The 20911-nt window shown below is 60.5% G+C and carries 20 protein-coding genes and 1 tRNA gene; 10 read left to right on the forward strand and 11 right to left on the reverse strand.

Annotated elements, in window-relative coordinates:
* Positions 1 to 80 precede the first annotated feature (80 nt).
* The 6 genes from pstB to J8C06_RS06490 all read right to left on the reverse strand — a co-directional run bounded on the left by pstB (position 81) and on the right by J8C06_RS06490 (position 5412).
* Positions 81 to 899: a phosphate ABC transporter ATP-binding protein PstB gene (pstB, locus tag J8C06_RS06465; protein WP_211427906.1), complete on the reverse strand. Its 819-nt coding sequence runs from the start codon at positions 897 to 899 to the stop codon at positions 81 to 83.
* Positions 900 to 913: 14 nt separating this feature from the next.
* A complete protein-coding gene (pstA, locus tag J8C06_RS06470; RefSeq protein WP_211427907.1) occupies positions 914 to 1831 on the reverse strand; it encodes a phosphate ABC transporter permease PstA in 918 nt (305 codons plus the stop codon).
* Entirely contained in the window at positions 1828 to 2745 is a 918-nt protein-coding gene (gene pstC, locus J8C06_RS06475; RefSeq protein WP_246601994.1) for a phosphate ABC transporter permease subunit PstC, read from the reverse strand. The genes pstA and pstC overlap by 4 nt, the downstream gene beginning before the upstream one ends.
* Before the next feature lie 25 nt (positions 2746 to 2770).
* Positions 2771 to 3775, reverse strand: a complete 1005-nt coding sequence (locus J8C06_RS06480) for a PstS family phosphate ABC transporter substrate-binding protein (RefSeq protein WP_211427909.1) — start codon at positions 3773 to 3775, stop codon at positions 2771 to 2773.
* A gap of 89 nt (positions 3776 to 3864) precedes the next feature.
* Positions 3865 to 5016 (reverse strand): RcgR family putative quorum lactone hydrolase, encoded by a 1152-nt coding sequence (locus tag J8C06_RS06485; RefSeq protein ID WP_211427910.1) that lies wholly within the window; start codon positions 5014 to 5016, stop codon positions 3865 to 3867.
* A 27-nt stretch (positions 5017 to 5043) separates the two neighbouring features.
* Complete coding sequence (locus tag J8C06_RS06490; RefSeq protein ID WP_211427911.1) at positions 5044 to 5412, reverse strand: PilZ domain-containing protein; 369 nt, start codon at positions 5410 to 5412, stop codon at positions 5044 to 5046.
* A 191-nt stretch (positions 5413 to 5603) separates the two neighbouring features.
* Here J8C06_RS06490 and J8C06_RS06495 point away from each other — a divergent pair, with 191 nt between their 5' ends.
* The gene (locus J8C06_RS06495) at positions 5604 to 6953 is read left to right on the forward strand and encodes a S41 family peptidase (protein WP_281423808.1); all 1350 of its coding nucleotides are present in this window, start codon (positions 5604 to 5606) and stop codon (positions 6951 to 6953) included.
* Positions 6954 to 7037: 84 nt separating this feature from the next.
* Positions 7038 to 7113, forward strand: a tRNA-Glu gene (locus tag J8C06_RS06500).
* Positions 7114 to 7368: 255 nt separating this feature from the next.
* On the opposite strand, the gene J8C06_RS06505 is transcribed toward J8C06_RS06500, so the two are convergent.
* Positions 7369 to 7731: a DUF971 domain-containing protein gene (locus J8C06_RS06505; protein WP_211427913.1), complete on the reverse strand. Its 363-nt coding sequence runs from the start codon at positions 7729 to 7731 to the stop codon at positions 7369 to 7371.
* A 196-nt stretch (positions 7732 to 7927) separates the two neighbouring features.
* Here J8C06_RS06505 and J8C06_RS06510 point away from each other — a divergent pair, with 196 nt between their 5' ends.
* The 8 genes from J8C06_RS06510 to J8C06_RS06545 all read left to right on the forward strand — a co-directional run bounded on the left by J8C06_RS06510 (position 7928) and on the right by J8C06_RS06545 (position 19002).
* Positions 7928 to 8407 carry an acyl-CoA thioesterase gene (locus J8C06_RS06510; RefSeq protein WP_211427914.1) on the forward strand — a complete coding sequence of 160 codons (480 nt, stop codon included), beginning with the start codon at positions 7928 to 7930 and terminating at the stop codon, positions 8405 to 8407.
* Positions 8408 to 8502: 95 nt separating this feature from the next.
* Positions 8503 to 9489, forward strand: coding sequence for a beta-ketoacyl-ACP synthase III (locus J8C06_RS06515; protein ID WP_211427915.1), 987 nt, complete (start codon positions 8503 to 8505; stop codon positions 9487 to 9489).
* A 50-nt stretch (positions 9490 to 9539) separates the two neighbouring features.
* Entirely contained in the window at positions 9540 to 10235 is a 696-nt protein-coding gene (locus J8C06_RS06520; RefSeq protein ID WP_211427916.1) for a hypothetical protein, read from the forward strand.
* Positions 10236 to 10296: 61 nt separating this feature from the next.
* Complete coding sequence (gene ppdK / locus J8C06_RS06525; protein WP_211427917.1) at positions 10297 to 13068, forward strand: pyruvate, phosphate dikinase; 2772 nt, start codon at positions 10297 to 10299, stop codon at positions 13066 to 13068.
* A gap of 73 nt (positions 13069 to 13141) precedes the next feature.
* Complete coding sequence (locus tag J8C06_RS06530; RefSeq protein WP_211427918.1) at positions 13142 to 13531, forward strand: PD-(D/E)XK nuclease superfamily protein; 390 nt, start codon at positions 13142 to 13144, stop codon at positions 13529 to 13531.
* 1 nt (position 13532) lies between these two features.
* A complete protein-coding gene (locus tag J8C06_RS06535) occupies positions 13533 to 14435 on the forward strand; it encodes a DNA adenine methylase (RefSeq protein ID WP_211427919.1) in 903 nt (300 codons plus the stop codon).
* Between the two features lie 107 nt (positions 14436 to 14542).
* On the forward strand, positions 14543 to 17710 hold the full coding sequence (locus J8C06_RS06540) for a UvrD-helicase domain-containing protein (RefSeq protein ID WP_211427920.1): 3168 nt from the start codon (positions 14543 to 14545) through the stop codon (positions 17708 to 17710).
* A 53-nt stretch (positions 17711 to 17763) separates the two neighbouring features.
* Positions 17764 to 19002, forward strand: a complete 1239-nt coding sequence (locus tag J8C06_RS06545) for a competence/damage-inducible protein A (RefSeq protein ID WP_211427921.1) — start codon at positions 17764 to 17766, stop codon at positions 19000 to 19002.
* Here J8C06_RS06545 and purS read toward each other — a convergent pair.
* The 4 genes from purS to pth all read right to left on the reverse strand — a co-directional run bounded on the left by purS (position 18999) and on the right by pth (position 20904).
* A complete protein-coding gene (gene purS, locus J8C06_RS06550; protein ID WP_211427922.1) occupies positions 18999 to 19247 on the reverse strand; it encodes a phosphoribosylformylglycinamidine synthase subunit PurS in 249 nt (82 codons plus the stop codon). The genes J8C06_RS06545 and purS overlap by 4 nt on opposite strands.
* Before the next feature lie 36 nt (positions 19248 to 19283).
* Positions 19284 to 19784 (reverse strand): 50S ribosomal protein L9, encoded by a 501-nt coding sequence (gene rplI, locus J8C06_RS06555; RefSeq protein WP_211427923.1) that lies wholly within the window; start codon positions 19782 to 19784, stop codon positions 19284 to 19286.
* Between the two features lie 40 nt (positions 19785 to 19824).
* Positions 19825 to 20247, reverse strand: coding sequence for a 30S ribosomal protein S6 (gene rpsF, locus J8C06_RS06560; protein WP_211427924.1), 423 nt, complete (start codon positions 20245 to 20247; stop codon positions 19825 to 19827).
* 93 nt (positions 20248 to 20340) lie between these two features.
* Positions 20341 to 20904 (reverse strand): aminoacyl-tRNA hydrolase, encoded by a 564-nt coding sequence (pth, locus tag J8C06_RS06565; protein ID WP_211429850.1) that lies wholly within the window; start codon positions 20902 to 20904, stop codon positions 20341 to 20343.
* Between the last annotated feature and the right edge of the window lie 7 nt (positions 20905 to 20911).

Genomic DNA, 20911 nt, shown 5'->3' on the forward strand with positions numbered 1-20911 from the left:
TGACGCCATCACCCAGGCAAAGTCGCGCCTTATCTCAGCCAACGGGCCGACGCCCAAAGAAACGCGCCGGGAACCCGTGCCTAGCCAAATCGCCCAGACAGGTAGTCTTCGGTTTGCTTCTGGGAGGGCGCGTTGAAGAGGACTTCCGTTGGACCAAACTCAACCAGCTCGCCAAGGTACATAAAAGCCGTAAACTCAGCGACCCGTGCCGCCTGCTGTAGGTTGTGCGTGACGATGAGTGATGTCACTTGCGACTTCAGTCGCCCCAGCAGCGCCTCGATGCTTGCCGTGGCGAGGGGATCGAGGGCCGAGGTGGGTTCATCAAAGAGCAGCAACTCCGGCTCAGTTGCCAGCGCGCGCGCAATGCACAAACGCTGTTGCTGTCCGCCGGATAGCGTGTAGGCTGAGTCCTGGAGCCGATCTTTGACCTCGTCCCACAGCGCGGCATCTTGCAGGGACCGCTCGACCCGCGCGCTGATCTCACGGGCGTCGCGCAGCCCGCGAATGCGCAGCCCATAGGCGACATTTTCGAAGATTGACTTGGGAAACGGATTCGGCTTTTGAAACACCATGCCGATGCGCATGCGCACTTCGATGGGATCGGTTTCCGGTCCAAGCAAGTTGATGTTGTCAGGATAAAGCCGGATTTCGCCCAGGTAGCGACAACCTGGGTAGAGGTCGTGCATGCGATTGAAACACCGTAGCAGCGTGCTTTTGCCACACCCCGAAGGCCCAATGAGTGCCGTGGCGCGGCGGTCATGCACCGGCAGCGTGACATCGCGCAACGCCAGCTTGTCACCGTAAGCAAAACTCAACCCACGGGCTTCAGCTTTGAGCGCTACGTCTCCGTTCCGATGCGCCGCCGGCTGGTCATTCGGCGCGATGGTTGATCGGCTCATGTGGGCATGGTCTCCTACCATTTGAGTTGACGACGCAGCCGATAGCGCAGCCAAGCCGCCACGCCATTCATTGCCGCGGTCAGGCAGGTCAAGGTCAGCGCCGCGGCTGCCGCATTGGCGCGAAAATCAGCGTTCGGACGCGAAGTCCAGTCAAAGGTCACGATGGGCAACGCCGTGAACGGCGACCAAATCCACTCAACGGACACAAAGGGGAACGAAGGGGATACCGGCGCGGGCGGCAAAAAGGCAATGAAGGTCACAGCGCCAATCGTGACGATCGGCGCCGTCTCACCGATTGCCCGCGATAGCCCGATGATGACGCCGGTCAGAATGCCGGGCAGCGCCGCCGGCAAGACGTGCTGCCAGACGGTTTGCCAGCGCGTCGAGCCGACGGCGTAGGAAGCTTCCCGGATGGTCGGCGGTACGGTTCGGAGCGCCTCGCGGGTCGCTACGACGACAATCGGCAAAATGAGCAAGCCGAGCGTCAAGCCCGCGGTCAGGACACTCGCGCCAAACCCCAGCCAGCGAACGAATAGCCCTAGGGCAAGCAGTCCGTAAACAATCGAAGGCACCCCGGCCAGGTTGACAATGTTGATTTCAATCAACGCCGTGAAGCGATTTGGACGGGCATACTCTTCCAGGTACACCCCGGCGGCAACGCCCAGCGGAACGGCAACGGCCGCCGTGACCACCATCACAACCAACGTCCCCACCCAGGCCGCGAGAACCCCGGCCTGGTCGGCCCGGCGCGAAGCAAATGTCAAAAGGAAATCGGGTTGCAGGCGTGTCCAGCCGGTGTGCAGCATGCTGGCAAACAGTCCGATGAAGACCGCCGCCAATGTTCCGAGCAGCAGCCAAGCTACACCGAGAAAGGCGCGCTCGATGCGTTTGGCCCACCGAATTCGCGTGGCAACCGGCGTCAGCGGTGTCATTGGCCAAGCCCCCGCAATCGCTGGCGACGGCGAACCCAATCCGCGGCCAGATTGAAGGCCAAGGTGAGTAGAAACAACACCAATGCGACGGCGAAAATCGTCCGGTAACTCAGCCCGCCGTGCGGAATGTCACCCTTTGCGACCTGGACGATGTATGTCGTCGCGGTTGCCGCCGGTTCAAAGGGATTCAGCGTCAACCGTGGCTGTTGACCCGCCGCAATCGCAACGATCATGGTCTCGCCAATCGCCCGCGAGACGCCCAGCACGTACGAGGCGGCAATCCCGGAAAACGCCGCGGGGAACACTACCTGCCAGGCCGTCTGGAGGCGTGTCGCGCCAAGGGCATAAGCACCTTCGCGCAAGCTCATCGGCACGGCCCGCAGAGCATCTTCACTTAGCGAGGCGACATAGGGGACGATCATGATGCCCATAACGAGTCCGGCCGAAAGCAGGTTGAAACTCGGCAGCGCCGGCCACAGCTTCTGGAGAAACGGCGTCACGGTATAGAGCGCAAAATAGCCAAGCACCACGGTTGGCACGCCGGCGAGCAGTTCCAAAACTGGCTTGATGCTTTCGCGCAACTGTCCGGCGGCAAACTCCGAGAGGTACATCGCCAGAATCGTTCCACTTGGGATGGCGACCGCCAGCGCCACGAGCGAGCTGGTGGCCGTTCCTGCCAGCAGCACGCCAATTCCGAAACGCGGCTCGGCAAAGAGTGGCGTCCACGCCGTATCTGTCAGAAAAGACCAGAGCGACACCTGCCGGAACAACGGCAGCGACTCTCCAACCAACACGGCCGCAATACCCAGCGTCGTGAGGACGGCAACCAGCGCCGCCCCGGCCAGGAGCCACTCAATCAGGTGTTCCCGCCAGCGCGCCCACGGCCGACGTGGCTGGTGAGTCACGGTTGCCACGGCCAACCTCCTGACGCCGCTGGCGCTAAAGCACGGCCGGCAGGGTAAGCAACTCCTGGATGGAGATTGCCACGGCCGGGCGGCGGTCAAAAATCGTGCCCACGCGCCGGTTGTCCAGATGCCGCCGAATACCGGCATAGGCGTCTGGCGGCAGTGGAACGCAGTGCACTTCTTCGGCGAGCTTGCCGCCCTGTTCGAGCCAAAAATGCACGAAAGTGGCGACTTCTGGGCGGTCCATGGCCCGCGCATTGACATACACGAACAAGGGGCGCGCCAGCGGGGCGTAGTCCCCCGCCAAAATCGTTTCAACGGTCGGTGTTACCGGTGGCTGCCCGGCTGCGCGGACAATCGGCAGGGCGCGCAGCTTGTCACGGTTTTCGTAGTAGATGTCGAAACCAAAGTAACCAAGCGCGTTGAGGTCGCCGGCAATGCCCTGCACCAGCACATTGTCATCCTCTGAAGCCATGTAGTCACCACGGCTGGCCCGCGCTTTGCCGTTGACGACCTCGGTGAAGTAGTCAAACGTCCCGGAATCCGTACCGGCCCCGTACAGGTTGAGTGGCCGGTCGCCCCACGCCGGATTGATGTCTGACCACCGGCGGATACGCCCCTGCGCTTCAGGCGACCACATCCGCCGCAGTTCCTCCAGCGTGACGGCTGAAACCTGAGCATTGCGGGGATGGGTCACGACGACAATGGCATCCATGGCAATGGGCAGTTCATAGTAGGCAAGCCCGGCCTGGCGACAGGCCTCGCGCTCGGATGGCGCAATGGGACGCGAAGCCGTGGCAACGTCGGTTTCCCCACGACAAAACTTTTTCATCCCGCCGCCTGTCCCAGAAACACCAATCGTCACCCGCACACCTGGGTGACGAAGCTGAAACTCCTCGGCGACGGCTTCGGCAAGCGGATAAACCGTGCTCGACCCATCCACTTTGATGACCGGGTAGCGGCTTCCCGGTGGGGCGCAGTGCGGCGCAGCCGCCAACCAGAGCGCCAGGCCGCCGATAAGCACTGACTTGACCGACATAGGCGCACTCCATCGCGGGAAGTACGCCATGGTAGGCAGTCTGACGTTACAAGCGTCTTTCGCCGATGTAACGCGCGCGCGTTATGTATTCACTGGGAAGGCCGCAGCCGCCGCGAGCGTGGGCGCAGCACGGCCGGAAGCCGTTCTTGCAGCGCTTGGCGCACGACATGCCCGCCCGGATTGAGGTGCTTCCGCATGTGGTTGATCATCAAGTAGCCGTCGTGGAACTTGAACGGCGTCTCGCCGGTCGTGTAATGCCCACAGTGCATCCACGCGGATTGGTAAGGCGCGCGATGGCGCTCGAATTCACTCATCGCATGGCGCGTCAGGTGCGGGAGAAACGTCATGTCGTAGCGTGCCGCAATCAGCAGGGTTTTCTTGCTCCGGTTCTCTGGACGACCGAGCTGCTCGATGTAAGGAAAGGGGCTGATTGGCAGCCAGTAATCGCGCAGGTCATGGCGCGTGACACGCGCTTCAAGTCCAGCGCGGACGTGGCTGGTTGAAATGCCCGTCCAAACCACGTCCGCAAAGTAGCTCGACACATGGTTGAAGGCGGCCACCTGCAAGCGGCGGTCAAACGTGTAGGCCAAAAAGGCGACGCACGAACCAATGCTCGTGCCGATAATGCCAAATCGGTCATAGCCCTGGCTTTCCAGCCAATCCAGCACCAGTCGCACTTCGTGAACCGCCTGCCGAACCGCCTGAATCGTCCGTCCGATGTTTGGGCTAACCATGTAGTCGGCGCGTACTTGGTGAACGGGTCGCCGGCTGCCGTGGTACGGCAAGCTCATGCGCACCGAAGCAATCCCAAAGGCGTTGAGACCCTGGCAGACAGACACGTGGCTGGCATGGTCGGCGTTCCACTGTGGCAGCACCAGGACGACTGGCGGGCGCGTGGTTGCCCCCGGACGCTCCCGAACCGGAAAGTAGCGTGCCCAGGCCAGATTGTTTGGCTCATCCGGTGTTTGGATCGAGCTTGGGAAGGTCAGCCATCCATCGTGGAAGTGCCACTCGGCGAGGGGTGGCGGCGTGAAGAACTGTGCCCCAACCGGCAGTGTCTGGCGCGCGTATTCCCGCAGAAAAGTCGGCGGATCGGGAAAGTCATCTGGCGCGAGCGGCACGGGTAGATGGGTGGTATCAGTGGCCAGGTGGTCAAGGCCCCAGGCAAAGGGCGATGCCCGTCGGTGACGATCCACTTTGGAAAGGCGAACTTCCCAGGCCTGAATAAAACGCTTGAGCATGTAGGGCGCGTCCAGTTCCTATGCTTCCTATGCCATTGCCGCCGACTCGCTGGTTCCACCCGTGACCGCCGCATCGCTGAAGATGACGAAGGTATCCTCGTCAATTGGCCCTAACCCAACATGCCGCTCGCCCTCAACCTCACGGGCCCACACCACGACCATCATCTCCTTGCGTTCGGCGTTAATGGTTGGAAGCGCCAGGGTCAACTTCTCGCCGAGCGCGACTTCCAACGGGGTGACCACACATGCGCCGCGCCGGCTGATTGAAACACACTGGGCGGCAACATCCTGCTTGAGACCATCTTTGTCCCACCCTTCCACCACGGCCGGCAAGCGACACGCCAGCCGGTTCTCGCGCCGCATCGTTTCAAACTTCGACTCATCAGTTTCCGTCATGTGTTTTGTGCTCTCCCTGTTGACCGTACGCTCTAACCTGACCTGCGCCAAGCCATGGCGGCCATTGCAGGCGTTTATCCAACCATAGTTGCGCATCCCTTTTCCAGCTTGCCGTCATCTCAGCCGGACAGTAAATTTCATCGGTTCGTCAATATTTTATTAGCTAACCTGGATTTACTCAACTTACCACCATGGTCCGTCGTTTTCGGCTAAGTCACCTTTTCAGTTGGGGTTGGCGTTGGCAGCCACTGCGGCAAATCACTTTTGGGCTGTTGCTTGGACTTTTGCTACTTGGCGGCACGCCAGCATCTGTTTACCCAGTCACCACCAAGGACCGCCCACCAAAGAGAAATGGTTTACAACACAACGCGCGGGTTTTCGATACCGTGTGTCAGTTGGTCGAGCGCAAGTATTATGACCCGAAGCTGCACGGGGCAAACTGGAGCGCCCTGACCCAGCAGTTTCGGCGGCAGGCGCTTGTGGCAACGAACGAAACCACACTCTACAACACCATCAACCAGCTTCTCAGCTACCTGGACGACCAGCACACGTTTGCCTTGTCACCCAGCCGCGTGCAAGAAGAGAAACAGGGCGCGCGCGTTGGGTTAGGTGTCCAGTTGCGCAAAGTCGAAGGCAAGTGGCTGGTCGCGCGCGTCCTTGGCGGCTCGGCGGCTCAGGAAGCCGGGGTGCGCCCAGGCTGGATTCTGGACGAGTTGGATTCGCGCCCTTTCGATGGGTTCAAGCCCGGTCAGCGCTTCGCAGTCGGGCAATCGGTACGGCTCAAGTTCCTGGACTCAAACGACAACCCGAAGCGTATCGAAATTTCTTGTCGCCCCTTTGCGACGACGCCAGAACAGCGCGCTCAATTTCTTCAAGGCAGCGTGCTCTACATTCGGTTCAGCGAATTCGCGCCCAAGACCGCCGACTGGATTGAGGAACAACTGCTCGCCAACCCGCGCGCGACAACGCTCATCGTTGACCTCCGTGAAAACACCGGGGGCTTGCTCGACACGCTGGCGGACTGCCTGCGGCTCATTTACCGCCAGGATGTGGTTTTTGGTGATTTCATTCAGCGCAATCAAAAGCCGCTCCGCCTGCGCGTCAGTGGCAATCGCCACGCCTTTACGGGCGAGGTACTGGTTATGATTGACGAAACCTCAGCAAGCGCGGCTGAAATTTTTGCGGCGGCCATTCAGGATACCGGGCGTGGTATTGCCCTGGGCCGGCGGACGGCCGGGGCGGTCCTGGCGAGCATTCAGGAATCCCTGCCCGATGGCGGCAAAGTCCAGATCAGCATCCGCGATTACCGCACCGTGCGTGGCGTCCGTCTCGAGGGGCGCGGGGTCACGCCGGATGTCATGATTAAGCTCACCCTTGACGACATTCGCCGGAACATTGACGTCGACCTCCAGCGAGCAATGCAGCAGCTCAACTTGAACCCCCAATCCAAGCGGTCTCCAGATGTTCCCGCGCCAGGGCAGCGCGTAACGACTTCGCTTGCTCAGAGTTCAGGTTTCGAGCTGGGCTTGACCTGTTTTTGAAACTGCAAAGCTTGACAGCCAGTAGTTGCCTGTGGCTAACTACGCGCTTGTTCTTACGGGCCTGTTCTTTTTGCACGTTCGTATGTCTCGTTCGTCTAGTGGCCTAGGACACCGCCCTTTCACGGCGGTAACACGGGTTCGACTCCCGTACGAGACACCACCGGCCGCCGGTTGCTCCGGCGGCTTTTTCGTGCGCTCGGCCTCGGTTAGTGGTCGCCAAAACTTCTGTGGGCGACGCCTGAGAGCGCGACTGAAAAGCCGCCTTTGACTGGGTACGGCGCGGGTGCCACATCGTATCTGGGCGAAAAACCTATCCACCTTTCCGACGACTTGTCGAAAGCCACCGACTTGTCGAAAGCCACGTCGCACGTCACCCACTGCCCACCGGTTGGAGGGCTTCCGGCAAGCTAGAAACCTATGTCGAAGACGGCGGAGCAGCTTTCATTTCTGCCAAAAACGTCCACGAATAAATGCTCTGATGGTTGTCGGCCCACGTCACGCCCAGGGCATAGCGACCCACATGGTGCATGCCGCTGATCTGGAACTTACGCACATCGCCCAGCATCGGAAGCCCACGCGAACGCGGTTTGGCTGCCGGTGGCGCTTCGAGCAACCCAGGGTGTGGGTTCTCCCCACGGGACTCGGCACAGGTTGCGCAGGGACACACCTGCCGAAGTTTCATCAACGGGACGGTCGTGGCCGTGCCATCCGGCCAAACAACGGAGAGCGTTCCCTCGGTGCGGTTGACATTGACGGCGCGTGGCAACAGTTCTGACATTGGCCTACCCAAGCTGTGCGTCGGTTTAGTAGGATGCGGTGACAGTATTTCACTCAACGGTACGATACGGCGCGGGCGTGCAAGCTAGCTACCCAGCTTTGCGTTTGCGTGCCGGATGACCATTCGCGGAGCAAACTCAACCTAGACCGTGCTCGAAACAACGCGACTCGCGCGTTTATTTACTTACGCTTTCATCATGACCAGTCCCACCACACCGCCGCTAGAAGCGCTGGCGGGGTATCCCGTCATCATTACCATTCCCGTTGCCTGGGGCGATATGGATGCCGCGCAGCATGTCAACAACACCGTGTATTTCCGCTACTTTGAAAGCGCCCGGATCGCTTACTTCGAGCGGATTGCCTTCGGCCTTGACTTTGCCCAGTCGGTCGGACCCATCGTGGCGCATACGCAATGCCGGTTTCGATGGCCGTTGACCTACCCAGACACCATTTCAGTCGGAACCGGGGTCAGCGGGCTGGGTGATGATCGCTTCGTCATGCGCTTCACCATCGCCAGCCACCGGCATGGCAAAGTTGCCGCCCAGGGCGACGGTCTCATCGTGTCGTATGATTACCGCAACCAGCGCAAGGCCCCGTTGCCGGCCGCCGTCCGCGCCGCCATCATGACCCTCGAAAGATTTGACCCAACCGCGCCGCCGTCGCTTCCCACAACCTAGCCGAGCGTCAGCCTGAGTGGCTCCCCACCCAACGCCTTGGCCGCGCTCGTTTCTTTTCGCGCTTGTTTATTTTTCTGAAGACTGGAGTTTCACCCATGCCCACCCAAGCTGCTGGAATCATCGGAACCGGGCGCGCCCTGCCAGAACGCACCCTGACCAATGCCGATCTCGAAAAGATGGTCGAAACGAGCGACGAATGGATTGTATCTCGGACGGGCATCCGTGAACGCCGCATCGCTGCCCCAGACGAAACCACATCTCATTTTGCCACCATTGCCGCCCAACGCGCCCTCGATGCCGCCGGAATCGCGCCCAACGACCTTGACCTCATTATCTGCGCGACGGTGTGCCCCGACATGATGCTCCCCTCGACGGCGTGCCTCATTCAGTCGAAACTAGGGGCCAGACGCGCCGCCGCCTATGACCTCGTGGCGGCCTGTTCGGGCTTCATCTATGGTCTGGCTACCGCACGGTCATTCATCGAAGCCGGACATTGTCGCCATGCGCTCGTGATCGGAGCGGAGTTGCTTTCTCGCTTCGTGGACTACACCGACCGCGCCACCTGCGTCATCTTTGGGGACGGGGCCGGGGCCGCCGTCCTTGGGCCCGTTGCCCCCGGACGTGGCATCCTGGCGCACCGGATTCTGAGCGATGGCAACTACGCTGATTTGCTTTACACGCCGGGCGGCGGCACACGCTATCCGGCTAGCCCGGAGACCATCGAGCAACGCCTGCACTACATCAAGATGCGCGGCAATGAACTCTTCAAAGTCGCGGTTCGAAGCATGTCCGATACCGTCGGACAGATTCTCGATGAGCTACGGCTGACGCCGTCCGATGTGGATTTATTCATTCCGCACCAGGCCAATCAACGGATCACCGACGCGGTTGCCAACCGTCTCGACATTGGGAGCGAGCGCATTTATGCCAACATCGAGCGCATGGGCAACACATCGTCGGCATCAATCCCCATCGCGCTCGATGAATGTGTCACAGCCGGGCGCGTCAAGCCAGGCAACTTGATTGTCTTTGCGTCGTTTGGCGCCGGAGTAACCTGGGGCGCCATGGCCGTCCGATGGTAGAACATGTTGAGATAAGGCGTCCTGGTCGCCGATCAGTACCGTGGTTGCTGGTGATTGGACTGTTGGCTGGAGGATTGAGTCCAGCCTGCCGGGAGACGCCGCGCCATGCGCATGAAAGCATCACCCGTCCGGCCCTGGCGGAGCGGATAGCGCGCGGGGAAGTCCGGATCGAACGCCTGGGAATGGCCCTGCGTCCAGAGCAGCCATTTTTTGGGCGTATCATTGAAATTTCGCTCCGCAACACCGGCAACAAGCCACTGATTGTCGTCATCGAGCCGGGGCAACTCCTACGTAGCCAGAGTCCTGACATCACCGACCTCGTTGTGACCAATCGAGAGGAGATTGCGCTGGATGCCGGACAAACGGCGCAGCGTAACATCGAAGTCTTCTCGCTCTCGCGTCGAAAACTATCCATGACGCGCGAAACGGTTTACACCCTTGGAAACCTGACCGAAGGCGATGTGTACGCATTCGTGACGTGCTTTGCGGCAAACCGTCCCCCCGAACCACCGCCGCCGCCGCCGGGGTCGGGCTTGCCACCCCAGAAGCTTGACCTGACACCGTTTCAGCTCGCGCTATGGTGTGTTGCCGACGGCCTTGACCGCCAGGCCTTGCTGGAAGGCGTGGCGCTCAACCCAGTGCTCAAGGGCGGCGAGTATGGACGTAGCCGCGACTACCTTGACGGCCAGGCCAAGTACGTCCAGGGACTGCTCGACAGTTGTGGGCTAGCGAAGTACAAGTTTTGATACGGTTGACGGTGCGCCATCACGAATTCAACCATTTTTGCATCCCCGATGAGGTTTTCTGATGACACCCCATGTCGCATCACAAAAAAATGTCTATCGCTTCATTGCCGGTAAAGCCGACGGGCACGGCGCGATGAAAGACCTGCTTGGAGGCAAAGGGGCCGGGCTGGCCGAAATGACGGCAGCCGGCCTGCCCGTTCCACCAGGCTTCACCATCACGACTGCGGTTTGCCATCGCTACTATGCGGCGGGCAATCAGTTGCCGGCGGATGTTTGGGAGGAATCCTGCGCGGCCCTGCGCGAAGTCGAAGCCGCCGTCGGCAAGACATTTGGTGACGCGACTAACCCGTTGCTGGTCTCGGTTCGGTCGGGAGCGAAATTCTCGATGCCGGGCATGATGGATACCGTCCTCAACCTTGGTCTGAACCACACGACCGCGCAGGGACTCATCCAACAGACCAACAACGAACGGTTTGCCCGTGATGCCCACCGCCGCTTCATCCAGATGTTCGGACGCATTGTTCTGGGGGTTCCCGGTGAGCGGTTCGACCACGCGCTCGAAACCTTGAAGGCTGAGCGTGGCATTCGGCAAGACATCGAACTCACTGCCGCCGACCTGCAACAGCTCGTCGCGCAGTTTGAAGCCATCGTCGAACGGGAAACTGGCAATCCGTTTCCATACGATCCTTACGAGCAACTCCGACTGGCCATCTGCGCGGTTTTCAACTCCTGGTATGGCAAGCGCGCCGTGGACTATCGCCGATTGAACAAGATTCCCGACGACCTGGGCACGGCAGTCAATGTCGTCGCCATGGTATTTGGCAACATGGGCGATGACTCGGGCACAGGCGTTGCCTTCACGCGCAACCCTTCAACTGGCGAGCCGGTGTTGTTCGGTGAATATCTGCCCAATGCCCAGGGCGAAGACGTGGTAGCCGGCATCCGCACACCGCAAAAGCTCGAAGCGCTGCGCGAAACAATGCCGGATGTGTACGCGCAGTTTTGTGAAGTCGCCGCGCGCCTTGAACGCCACTACCGCGATGCGCAGGATTTGGAGTTCACCATCGAACGGGGCAAGTTGTGGATGCTCCAGACGCGCAATGCCAAGCGCACGGGCGCGGCGGCAGTCAAAATTGCCGTTGATTTGGTGCAAGAAGGCATCATCTCGCCAGAAGAGGCGGTGTTGCGCGTCGAGCCGAATCACCTTGATCAGCTACTCCATCCGATGGTGGACCCCAAAGCCGACATCACGCTGCTGGGCAAAGGACTCCCGGCCAGCCCCGGAGCGGCCGCTGGCGCGGTCGTGTTTGACCCAGATGTGGCTGAAAAGCGCGCACAGTCCGGCGAGCGCGTCATCCTGGTGCGCGCGGAAACTTCACCGGAAGACTTTCATGGCATGGTCGCCGCCCAGGGCATTCTGACAGCTCGCGGCGGACTGACCTCCCATGCGGCCGTCGTTGCCCGCGGCATGGGCAAACCCTGCATTGCGGGTTGTGGCGAACTCATCCTCGATGCCACAGGTATGCGCCTAGGTGGCCAGACCCTGGCCGAAGGCGACTTCATTACCCTTGACGGCACAACCGGACGCATTTTGTTAGGCGATGTTCCGCTGGTGTCACCAGAAATCGGCGCTGAATTTGAAACCTTCATGCGCTGGGTGGACGACGCCCGGAAGATGCGCGTCCGAACCAACGCCGATACCCCGCACGACGCGCGGGTGGCGCGCAGTTTTGGCGCGGAAGGCATCGGACTCTGTCGCACCGAACACATGTTTTTTGAAGGAGAGCGAATTGATAGTGTCCGCCAGATGATCATGGTTTCGGGAACCTATCAGCGGCTCATCGCGGCTCTTGACAAAGTCGCTGGCGACTTGGAGCGCCTCAGGGGAGATGCCCAAAAAGTTAGTGCGTTGGAAGCCGAACGCGCGGCGTTGGAAGCCGAACTGGAAACACCCGCGCGGCTTTTCCGAGGGGCGCTTGAGGCGCTGCTTCCGATGCAACGCGCCGATTTCGTGGGTATCTTTGAAGCCATGGATGGCTTTCCGGTGACGATTCGGCTGCTGGACCCACCCCTTCACGAGTTTCTGCCCCACACCGATGAAGAGATTGCAGCGCTGGCGGCCAAGCTCAACCTATCGGTTCAAGATGTCCAGTCACGGGTCGCGGCCCTGCGTGAACACAACCCGATGCTTGGTCACCGTGGCTGTCGCCTCGGCATTGCTTACCCAGAGATTACTGAAATGCAGGTGCGCGCCATTTTTGAAGCGGCTGTCGAGGTGGCGCGGCGCGGCATAACCGTTCTGCCGGAAGTCATGATCCCGCTGGTCGGTGATGTCAACGAACTCCGTGCCCAGGAAGCCATCGTGCGGCGAGTGGCCGACGAAGTCCAACAGGCGGCCGGCGTGATGATTCCCTACTTGGTTGGAACCATGATCGAACTACCGCGCGCGGCGCTGACGGCCGACAAGATTGCAACCGTCGCCGAGTTTTTCAGCTTCGGCACCAACGACCTCACCCAAACCACCTTCGGCTTTTCACGCGACGATGCCGGGACGTTTCTCCCGATGTACGTCGAGCGGAAAATCCTGGCCGACGACCCCTTCCAGGTGCTGGATCGGGAGGGGGTCGGCGAACTCCTGCGCATCGGGACGCAAAAGGGCCGCGCGGCGCGGCCAACGCTCAAGGTAGGCATTTGCGGCGAACATGGCGGGGAGCCATCTTCGGTAGCATTCTGTCATGAGCTTGGCTTCGACTATGTGAGTTGCTCGCCATACCGCGTGCCGATTGCGCGTTTGGCAGCGGCACAGGCGGCGCTACGGCAACCTCGCGCATAGGCTGGTTTTGCCATTCTGCTGGTTTTGCCATTCTGATAGATGCGACCGAACACGTCGGTACAGAAAGATTCCTATGCCGGGTAAAGGAAAAGCTCCCCTGAGTGGCAACCAGCTCAAACAGCAAGTCGTTGCTTTGGCTCAGAAACTCGGACTAAACGCGCGAACTGAGGTAAAAGCGGCTAGAAGACTCTGGGGGCAGAAGCGCTTGATTGATGTCGTCGTTACCGATGGAAAAACCGGGAAGACACTGGGCATCGAATGCAAATTTCAAGCTACTCCGGGAACGGCAGAGGAAAAAGTGCCAGCGACAATTCAAGACATTTCACACTGGCCGATCCCTGGTATCGTTGTTCTTGCTGGAGAGGGTTTTTCAATGAATATGAAAGGCTACTTGATGTCCACCGGAAAGGCCGTATGGTTTGATGAGTTAGAAGAGTGGCTACGCCTGTATTTTGGGTTATGACATGGGCAACCTGACTGTTCCACGGCCATTTCTCAAGTGGGCCGGCGGCAAGGCACGCCTGGCCGCGGCTTTGCTGGAGCGCCGACCGACGGTGATGAGAACCTACCATGAGCCGTTCGTTGGCAGCGGAGCCCTCTTTTTTCGCCTCTATCGTGAAGGTCGTCTTCGGCATGCCAGCCTGTCGGATGTCAATCCTGAGCTGATTGATACTTACTTGGCCATCCGCGATGAGGTCACCGAGGTCATGCGACTTCTGTCTGAATTTCAGCACCACCGGGAATACTACTACGAAGTGCGCGCCAGAGACCCCTGGAGGCTGAGCCGACCAGAACGGGCCGCGCGCATGATTTACCTCAATAAAACCGGCTATAACGGCTTATACCGGGTCAATCAACGTGGAAAATTCAATGTTCCATTTGGGCGCTATGACTCGCCAACGTACTTTGACAAGGAGAACCTGTTGGCCGTTTCGGTTGCTCTCCAAAATGTTGACCTTATTTGCACTTCTTTTGAGACAGTTATTGGTCGGGTCAAACCAGGCGATTGGGTCTATTTCGATCCGCCTTATGTGCCAGTTTCACAAACATCCAACTTCACTGCCTATCATGCCGATGGCTTTGATTTAGCCAGTCAGAAAAAACTGCGTGATGTTTGTGTTGAACTGAGTCTAAACGACATCTATGTCATGATTTCCAACTCAGACACAGACGTTGTCCGCGCACTTTATGATACGCCAGATTTCGTGATTGATGAGATTCAAGCCGGCCGAGCGATTAACTGCAACCGTGGTAAGCGCGGCAAGATCACGGAACTGGTCATCACCAACTACCGAACCGACGGAACGAAGCAGTTGCGTCTCTTCGAGCGGCAACCGGAGCGGATGGCATTCCATGAGCCGGCCTGAAAGCATCCACATCGCGGCCCGGATGTTTGGTTTGCCTTACACCAGTTTGCGCTAGGTTGAGCAACCTAAGCTACTCGTTACCAACCCACGACTCGATGACGGCCACCATGGATACCCAACTTAGCCCAGAACAGCGCTGCGCCGTCGAAGCGCCCCTTCAGTCCTGCCTGGTTCTGGCCGGCCCCGGCACGGGAAAAACCCGGACGCTTGCCCACCGCGCCGTCTATGCCGTCAGCGCGCTGAACGTCCCGCCGGCGGCGATCCTGGCCGTCACCTACACGAACAAGGCGACCGAAGAAATGCGTGACCGGTTGCGCCGGTTCCTGCCTGATACGGCCGGACACCTCACCGTTGGCACCTTTCACGGCTTTTGCATCCAACTGCTGCGCCAGTACCCGGACAAGGTCGGGCTTCCCAAGCATTTTGGCGTGGCTGATGAAAAGACCCAGGTGGAGGCCCTGCTGCGGCTCAAACCCGGGATACAACCTTCCAATGCGCGCACCATCCTGGGTCACTTTTCCCAATGTCGCGTTGGCGACCGACGCCGACCGACATTTGCGCGGGAGCAGTACGCGGCCCTGCGCCAGGACAATCCGCTCTTTGCCGAGTATGAGGATTATCTGCGCCGGAACGCCCTCATTGACTTTGACGACATTCTGTTGCTGACGGAACGGCTGCTCGATGACGCGGACGTGTTGGCGGTCGTCCGCCAGCGACTCCAGATGATCCTGGTGGATGAATTCCAGGACACCGACCGGGCGCAATACGCCATTCTCAAGCGGCTGGCGCTTGACCTTGACCCACCGACGAAGGCTCGCCACAACGTCATTCCGGTCTTTGCGGTTGCGGATGACGACCAATCCATTTTTGCCTGGCGCGGCGCGCATCCCGAAAACATTCACCAGTTCTTCACCGAGTTTCTCGGCGGCCAGGACGCGGCGGTATTCCGGCTTGAAACCAACTACCGCTGTTCCGGCAACATCGTCGCGGCCGCAAACCGGCTCATGCGGCAGTCGCCGCGGCTGTTTGACAAAACACCCCGCGCCCACCATCCCCCAGGCGAAGCGGTGCGATTGTGCAGCTACGTCAATGCGGCAGAGGAAATTCGCGGCATTGCGGCCGAGATTCGCCACGCGCACTACCTCGGTGTTCCCTTTTCGGAGATGGCCGTCCTTTATCGCTATCACAAAACCGGCGAAGCCCTGGAAGCAGCACTGCTGCCGATGGGCATTCCGTGCCAAGTTGTCCGAAGGGTTAGCGTGTATGAAGCGCCGGAAGTCAAGCGCTTTCTCTTGTTGATGCGGGCAACGCTCAATCCTGACGACGACCTGGCCGTGGCCGAACTGATCGGCGTCCTGACCGATGACGCGACTCGCCGCACCTTTGAACAGCGCTGTCAACCGCTGAAGACCGCGAAGCAACCCCTCCGGCATGCGCTCTGGGTCGCGCTCGGCGACGAGGACGCCGGACTGCGCCGGGCAGCCGGGCGCGTCGTGAGCCTGTTGAGCCTGGGGAAAACCTACCTTGACAGCGCCCCCTGTCTCTCGGCGTGGATTGCCGCGGTAGGCGCGTTTTTTGAGCCTGACGCGGCGCAACCACCGGCGCTGACGCCACCAGCCGATGACCTCCACAAGGGCGTCAACTGGTTGGCGCGGCTCTCGGAAGTCGGCGGCGCGCTGGTGGTTGCCGCGTCCGCCCCGCTCCATGAGAAGACCGCGACCTACCTGCTGACCTACACCCTCGCCGGGCAAGCGGGCTTTCAAATTCTGCCCCGGAGCGCGCTTGGCGATGCGCTCCCAAAAGAGAAAACGGTTTTGTTGGCTTTGGATGCGACCGCGATGCAGGCCGCCCTAGCGCGCTGGAAGTTTACCGCGGTCATTACCTTGGGCAACCAGCTCGGTCCTCTCGCCCAACCGGCGCGCGCGCACCTGCGAATCGCGACCGACACGCTGCCGGTCAGTGAGCGGGGTGGGCAACCAAGCGGCTTCGTTGTCCTCTGGAAGCTAGCGCGCGCCTACCTTGCCCACACCCTGCGTCCGTTGTTTCGGGATTACACCGTCGTCGATTTGGAAACAACCGACAAAGACCCCAAACGCTGCGACATCGTCGAACTGGCAGCGGTGCGCGTCCGGGACGGCAACCTCACGGATGCGTCTTACAGCACGCTGGTCCATCCAACCCTGGAGCCGATTTCGCCAGGCGCGCAAGCGACACACCACATTACGCCGGAGGATGTGGCCGGCGCGCCAACCTTCGCCGAGGTGGCCGCCGACTTCCGCAACCTGATCGGAAATGACCTACTGGTGGCGCACAATGGGCTGGCGTTTGATTTCCCGATCCTCAAACGCCGCTTGCGGGAGGTAGGGCATACCCTCGACAATCCACTGTTCGACACGCTGTTGTTCGCGCGTCAGCTTTACGCCGGCCACCCAACCGTCAAGCGTTTTCGCCTGGAAGACCTCGCCGCCCTGCACGGCATTGACACCGGAACCGCACACCGCGCCCTAGATGATGTCAAAACGCTGGCCGGTGTGTTTGAACGCCTGCAAGCGGATTACAACGAGCGCCGGAGCGCAACCCTTGGCACGGACACACTGGGCATCCTGGCGCTGGCCATGCTGCTGGAAATGGACGAAGCCCAGGCTGAAGCGTCGGACCTGTTTCAGTCCGGCGCGGCAATGTGGAAGACCTCCGGCGGAGGAGACCTCATGCGGTGGCTGGCGGATGATCCGGCAGGAAGCCACGCCTTAGCGGTGTGGCGACGCCGGGTCGGCGCGGCAGCCGGCACCCCCCTGAGCCGTCCGGCCATGACGCTGGCCGCGCTTGCCAAACGCTACGACGACCTGCCAGTTCGGGAGGGCATGACCGGACTCCTGGACTTCACGCGCCTGTTCACGGCGGCCGATACTTGGCGCGACTGTGACGCTGTCACCCTGATGACCATCCATGCCGCCAAGGGCCTGGAGTTTGCTTACGTGTGGTTGCCGGCGCTTGAAGAGCCACAACGACCAAATGAGTTCAACGGCGCGCCTTCCAAACCCAGCTCCGACAAGGAAGCCAAGCAACTTGAAGAAGAACGGCGGTTGCTCTACGTGGCCGTGACGCGCGCCGAGCGCCAACTTTCGCTCTCCTGGGCGGCCCAGCGCAGTGCGCCAGACACCGGCAGCCTCCCCCAACCCACCCAACGCCTGCGCTTCCTGGCTGAACTTGACTGTCAGGAAACGCGGTTTCCGCCCGGCGAAGATGGCTTCGTGCCACGCCCCGATCTGACCTAACATACCTTATCGGAACTATCCTGCTCGGCAACGCCCTATGCACCGGTGCGCCCATGCCCCACGCTGAAATCATCGCCATTGGCTCGGAACTCCTGACCCCGTTCCGGAGTGATACCAACTCGTTATGGCTGACCGCCGAACTCAATGCACTTGGCATTGCGGTTCGCCGCAAAACGGTTGTTGGCGACGACGAACCCTTCCTGGAGGAAACGCTTCGGGACGCGCTGCGTAACTCGCCAATCGTGATCACGACCGGCGGACTCGGGCCAACCGAGGACGACATCACCCGCAAGGTCGTCGCCCGCGTCATGCAACGCCCGTTGGTGCTGCAACCTGATATTCTCGACCGCATTCGACATCAGTTTGAAATCCGTGGCCTGCCCATGTCGCCGAACAACGAGCGCCAGGCCCTGGTGCCACGCGATGCGACGCCCTTGAGCAACGACTATGGGACGGCGCCGGGTCTCATCCTGCGGGAAGGCGACCGGCAGTTGATCGTCCTGCCCGGCCCGCCCCGTGAGATGCGGCCGATGTTTACACAGCAGGTCCGTCTTCACCTGGAGCCACTGGCCGGTCATGTCCGCTTGCGCACCCGTACGCTGCGGGTGGCCGGCATGGGCGAATCACAGGTGGATAGCCTGATTGCGCCGATTTACACCCGCTACACCAACCCGACGACGACCATTCTGTTCAACAACACCGAGGTCGAACTGCACTTCACAGCCAAAGCGCCCTCCGATGATGAAGCCGACACCCTGCTGGATGAGCTGGTCGGACAAGTTGAGGACGTGCTGGGTGCAAATGTGTTTTCCCACCGTGGGGAAACACTGGAGCAAATTGTTGGACTGCGGCTGACGGTCAAAGGCTACACCATCGCCACGGCCGAAAGCTGCACCGGCGGACTCGTCGCCAAACGCCTCACCGATGTGCCGGGCAGCTCGCAGTACTTTCTTGAAGGCGTGGTGGCGTACTCCAATGCCGCTAAAACCCGCCTTCTGGATGTTCCGGCAGAACTGATCAGCGAGCACGGCGCGGTGAGCGCCGAAGTCGCGGAAGCCATGGCCGCTGGTGTGAAAGCGCGCGCCGGCACGACCATTGGCGTTGGCATCACCGGTATTGCCGGTCCCGACGGCGGAACCGACGAAAAGCCGGTCGGACTGGTCTATGTCGGCATCGCCGGTGACTTCGTCGTCACGCACCGGAAGTTCATTCTACCGGGCGACCGCGACCGCATTCGTCACCTCGCTTCGCAGGTCGCACTCGATTTGGTCCGGCGCACCTTTCTGCTCTAGGCACTCAGGAATTCGATGCGGTAGTCCTCGATCACCGGATTAGACAGCACCTCACGCGCAAAGCGCTCCAACTCGGCACGCGCCGCGGCCGGATCATCGCCGTCGGACAGTTCTACCTCAAAGAACTTCCCCTGGCGCACCTCCGCAATGCGAGTGAAGCCAATAGCCTCACTCGCCTGCTGAATGGTTTGGCCCTGTGGGTCCAAAACCCCTGGCTTGAGCGTCACATGCACGGTCGCTTTCATGGGCTTGGCTGGTTCATGGGCTTGGCTGGCTTGGCGCTATGACGCAACCGACTCACCGGCTGGTGGATGCTCATCCGGGGTCGTCGGCTTTGGCGCATCAGACACCACACTCACCTTGATCGTCGCGGCGACATCACGGTGCAGTTTGACCGTCACTTCATAGTCGCCAAGGGCTTTGATGGCTTCCTTCAGGACGATCCGCCGGCGATCAATCTCAAGCTGCTGGGCCGCCAGCGCCTCGGCAATGTCCATGGATGTGACCGAACCATAGAGCGTCCCGTTTTCACCGGCCTTGCGCTGGAAGGTCAGCGTCGTGGCGTTCAGCTTTTCACCAAGCGACTGGGCCGCAGCCAACTCCGCCTCGGCCAGCTTGACCAGCCGTTGCCGCTCCCGCTCGATGAGCTTGACGTTGGCGCGGGTGGCCATCAGTGCCAGCCCCTTGGGAATCAAATAGTTGCGCCCATAGCCAGCCCGGACTTTCACGATGTCGCCCCGGACGCCGAGGTGCTCGACATCTTCCTTCAGTAGTAGTTCCATTATCGCCATCGGTTGTCACCCTGCCTTTCGTTTGGAGCGGCTACTCTTCGCCTTCTGGTTCAGCGCCGTTGCTTTCCGATGCGCGCCGTGCCGCCCGCGCTTGCAGGCGGCTATCACGCCGTGCCTTGATTTTCTGGGCGCGCTTGAGGTCTTCATCCACCCGTACGGTCAAAAAGCGAATGACCGGATCGAGCACGCGCAGCCGCCGTTCCGTTTCAGCAATTTCGCGCCCCGTGCCGTTGACATGGAGCAGCACGTAAAAGCCTTCGTAAAACTTACGGCTTCCCTTACGAATCATGTAAGCCAGCCGCTGACGACCGATCTTTTCTACCTTATTGACCACACCGCCCTGTCCGCTGATCTGGCCGGAAAGCGCCTCGACAATCTTGTCGGTTTCTTCCTCTGCCAGATCAGGGTCAAGCACAAACATGACTTCATACAAACGATCAAGCTTCGTATTCACTCGTAACTCCTTTCGGACTCAGCCTCACGACTGACGCCTCCGCTCCAGTGACGGAAGCAAGGAATGGTCGGCGCGCCAAGACGCCGGTAACGTTCAGGCATTAAACCGCGCCATGGCTGGCTCGATGCCCTGCTGAACCCAGGCCTCAACGGCGTCAGCAGCGCGGGTCGTTAGTTCAGGCAAGGCGGCGCGCTCCGCCGCCGAAAAATTGCCAAGCACGAAATCTGCCAAGTTGCGAACCGGATGCTCCGGCCCGATGCCAATCCGCAGGCGGGCATAGTTCTCGGTTTTGAGCTTTGCCGCCAGCGACTTCAAACCATTGTGTCCACCGGCGCTGCCCTTGCCGCGCAAGCGCAAACGACCAAACGGCAGCGCCACATCGTCCACGATGGCAAGTAAATCCTGCTGTGGGTTGACGCCATACTTGGCGCACAACGGCGCAACGGCTTGACCGGAAGCGTTCATGAAGGTCTGGGGCTTGACGAGCAAAACCGACTCAGGCCCGACGGTCATACGCCCTGTCAACGCTTCACACTCAAGCAGCTTAACCGGCTTGCCGGCGCGCTCGGCCAGGGTATCTACCACCAAGAAGCCGATGTTGTGGCGCGTCAGCGCATAGGGCGCGCCCGGATTGCCGAGTCCCACCACGCACTTCACAGACAAG

This window comes from Chloracidobacterium validum, assembly GCF_018304825.1.
Classification (GTDB): domain Bacteria; phylum Acidobacteriota; class Blastocatellia; order Chloracidobacteriales; family Chloracidobacteriaceae; genus Chloracidobacterium; species Chloracidobacterium validum.

Bases quoted from the DNA above. Each gene is read 5' to 3' on its own strand.
- pstB (WP_211427906.1), bottom strand. From the start codon at position 899: ATGAGCCGATCAACCATCGCGCCGAATGACCAGCCGGCGGCGCATCGG.
- pstA (WP_211427907.1), bottom strand. From the start codon at position 1,831: ATGACACCGCTGACGCCGGTTGCCACGCGAATTCGGTGGGCCAAACGC.
- J8C06_RS06480 (WP_211427909.1), bottom strand. From the start codon at position 3,775: ATGTCGGTCAAGTCAGTGCTTATCGGCGGCCTGGCGCTCTGGTTGGCG.
- J8C06_RS06485 (WP_211427910.1), bottom strand. From the start codon at position 5,016: ATGCTCAAGCGTTTTATTCAGGCCTGGGAAGTTCGCCTTTCCAAAGTG.
- J8C06_RS06490 (WP_211427911.1), bottom strand. From the start codon at position 5,412: ATGACGGAAACTGATGAGTCGAAGTTTGAAACGATGCGGCGCGAGAAC.
- J8C06_RS06495 (WP_281423808.1), top strand. From the start codon at position 5,604: ATGGTCCGTCGTTTTCGGCTAAGTCACCTTTTCAGTTGGGGTTGGCGT.
- J8C06_RS06505 (WP_211427913.1), bottom strand. From the start codon at position 7,731: ATGTCAGAACTGTTGCCACGCGCCGTCAATGTCAACCGCACCGAGGGA.
- J8C06_RS06510 (WP_211427914.1), top strand. From the start codon at position 7,928: ATGACCAGTCCCACCACACCGCCGCTAGAAGCGCTGGCGGGGTATCCC.
- J8C06_RS06515 (WP_211427915.1), top strand. From the start codon at position 8,503: ATGCCCACCCAAGCTGCTGGAATCATCGGAACCGGGCGCGCCCTGCCA.
- ppdK (WP_211427917.1), top strand. From the start codon at position 10,297: ATGACACCCCATGTCGCATCACAAAAAAATGTCTATCGCTTCATTGCC.
- J8C06_RS06530 (WP_211427918.1), top strand. From the start codon at position 13,142: ATGCCGGGTAAAGGAAAAGCTCCCCTGAGTGGCAACCAGCTCAAACAG.
- J8C06_RS06535 (WP_211427919.1), top strand. From the start codon at position 13,533: ATGGGCAACCTGACTGTTCCACGGCCATTTCTCAAGTGGGCCGGCGGC.
- J8C06_RS06540 (WP_211427920.1), top strand. From the start codon at position 14,543: ATGGATACCCAACTTAGCCCAGAACAGCGCTGCGCCGTCGAAGCGCCC.
- J8C06_RS06545 (WP_211427921.1), top strand. From the start codon at position 17,764: ATGCCCCACGCTGAAATCATCGCCATTGGCTCGGAACTCCTGACCCCG.
- purS (WP_211427922.1), bottom strand. From the start codon at position 19,247: ATGAAAGCGACCGTGCATGTGACGCTCAAGCCAGGGGTTTTGGACCCA.
- rplI (WP_211427923.1), bottom strand. From the start codon at position 19,784: ATGGAACTACTACTGAAGGAAGATGTCGAGCACCTCGGCGTCCGGGGC.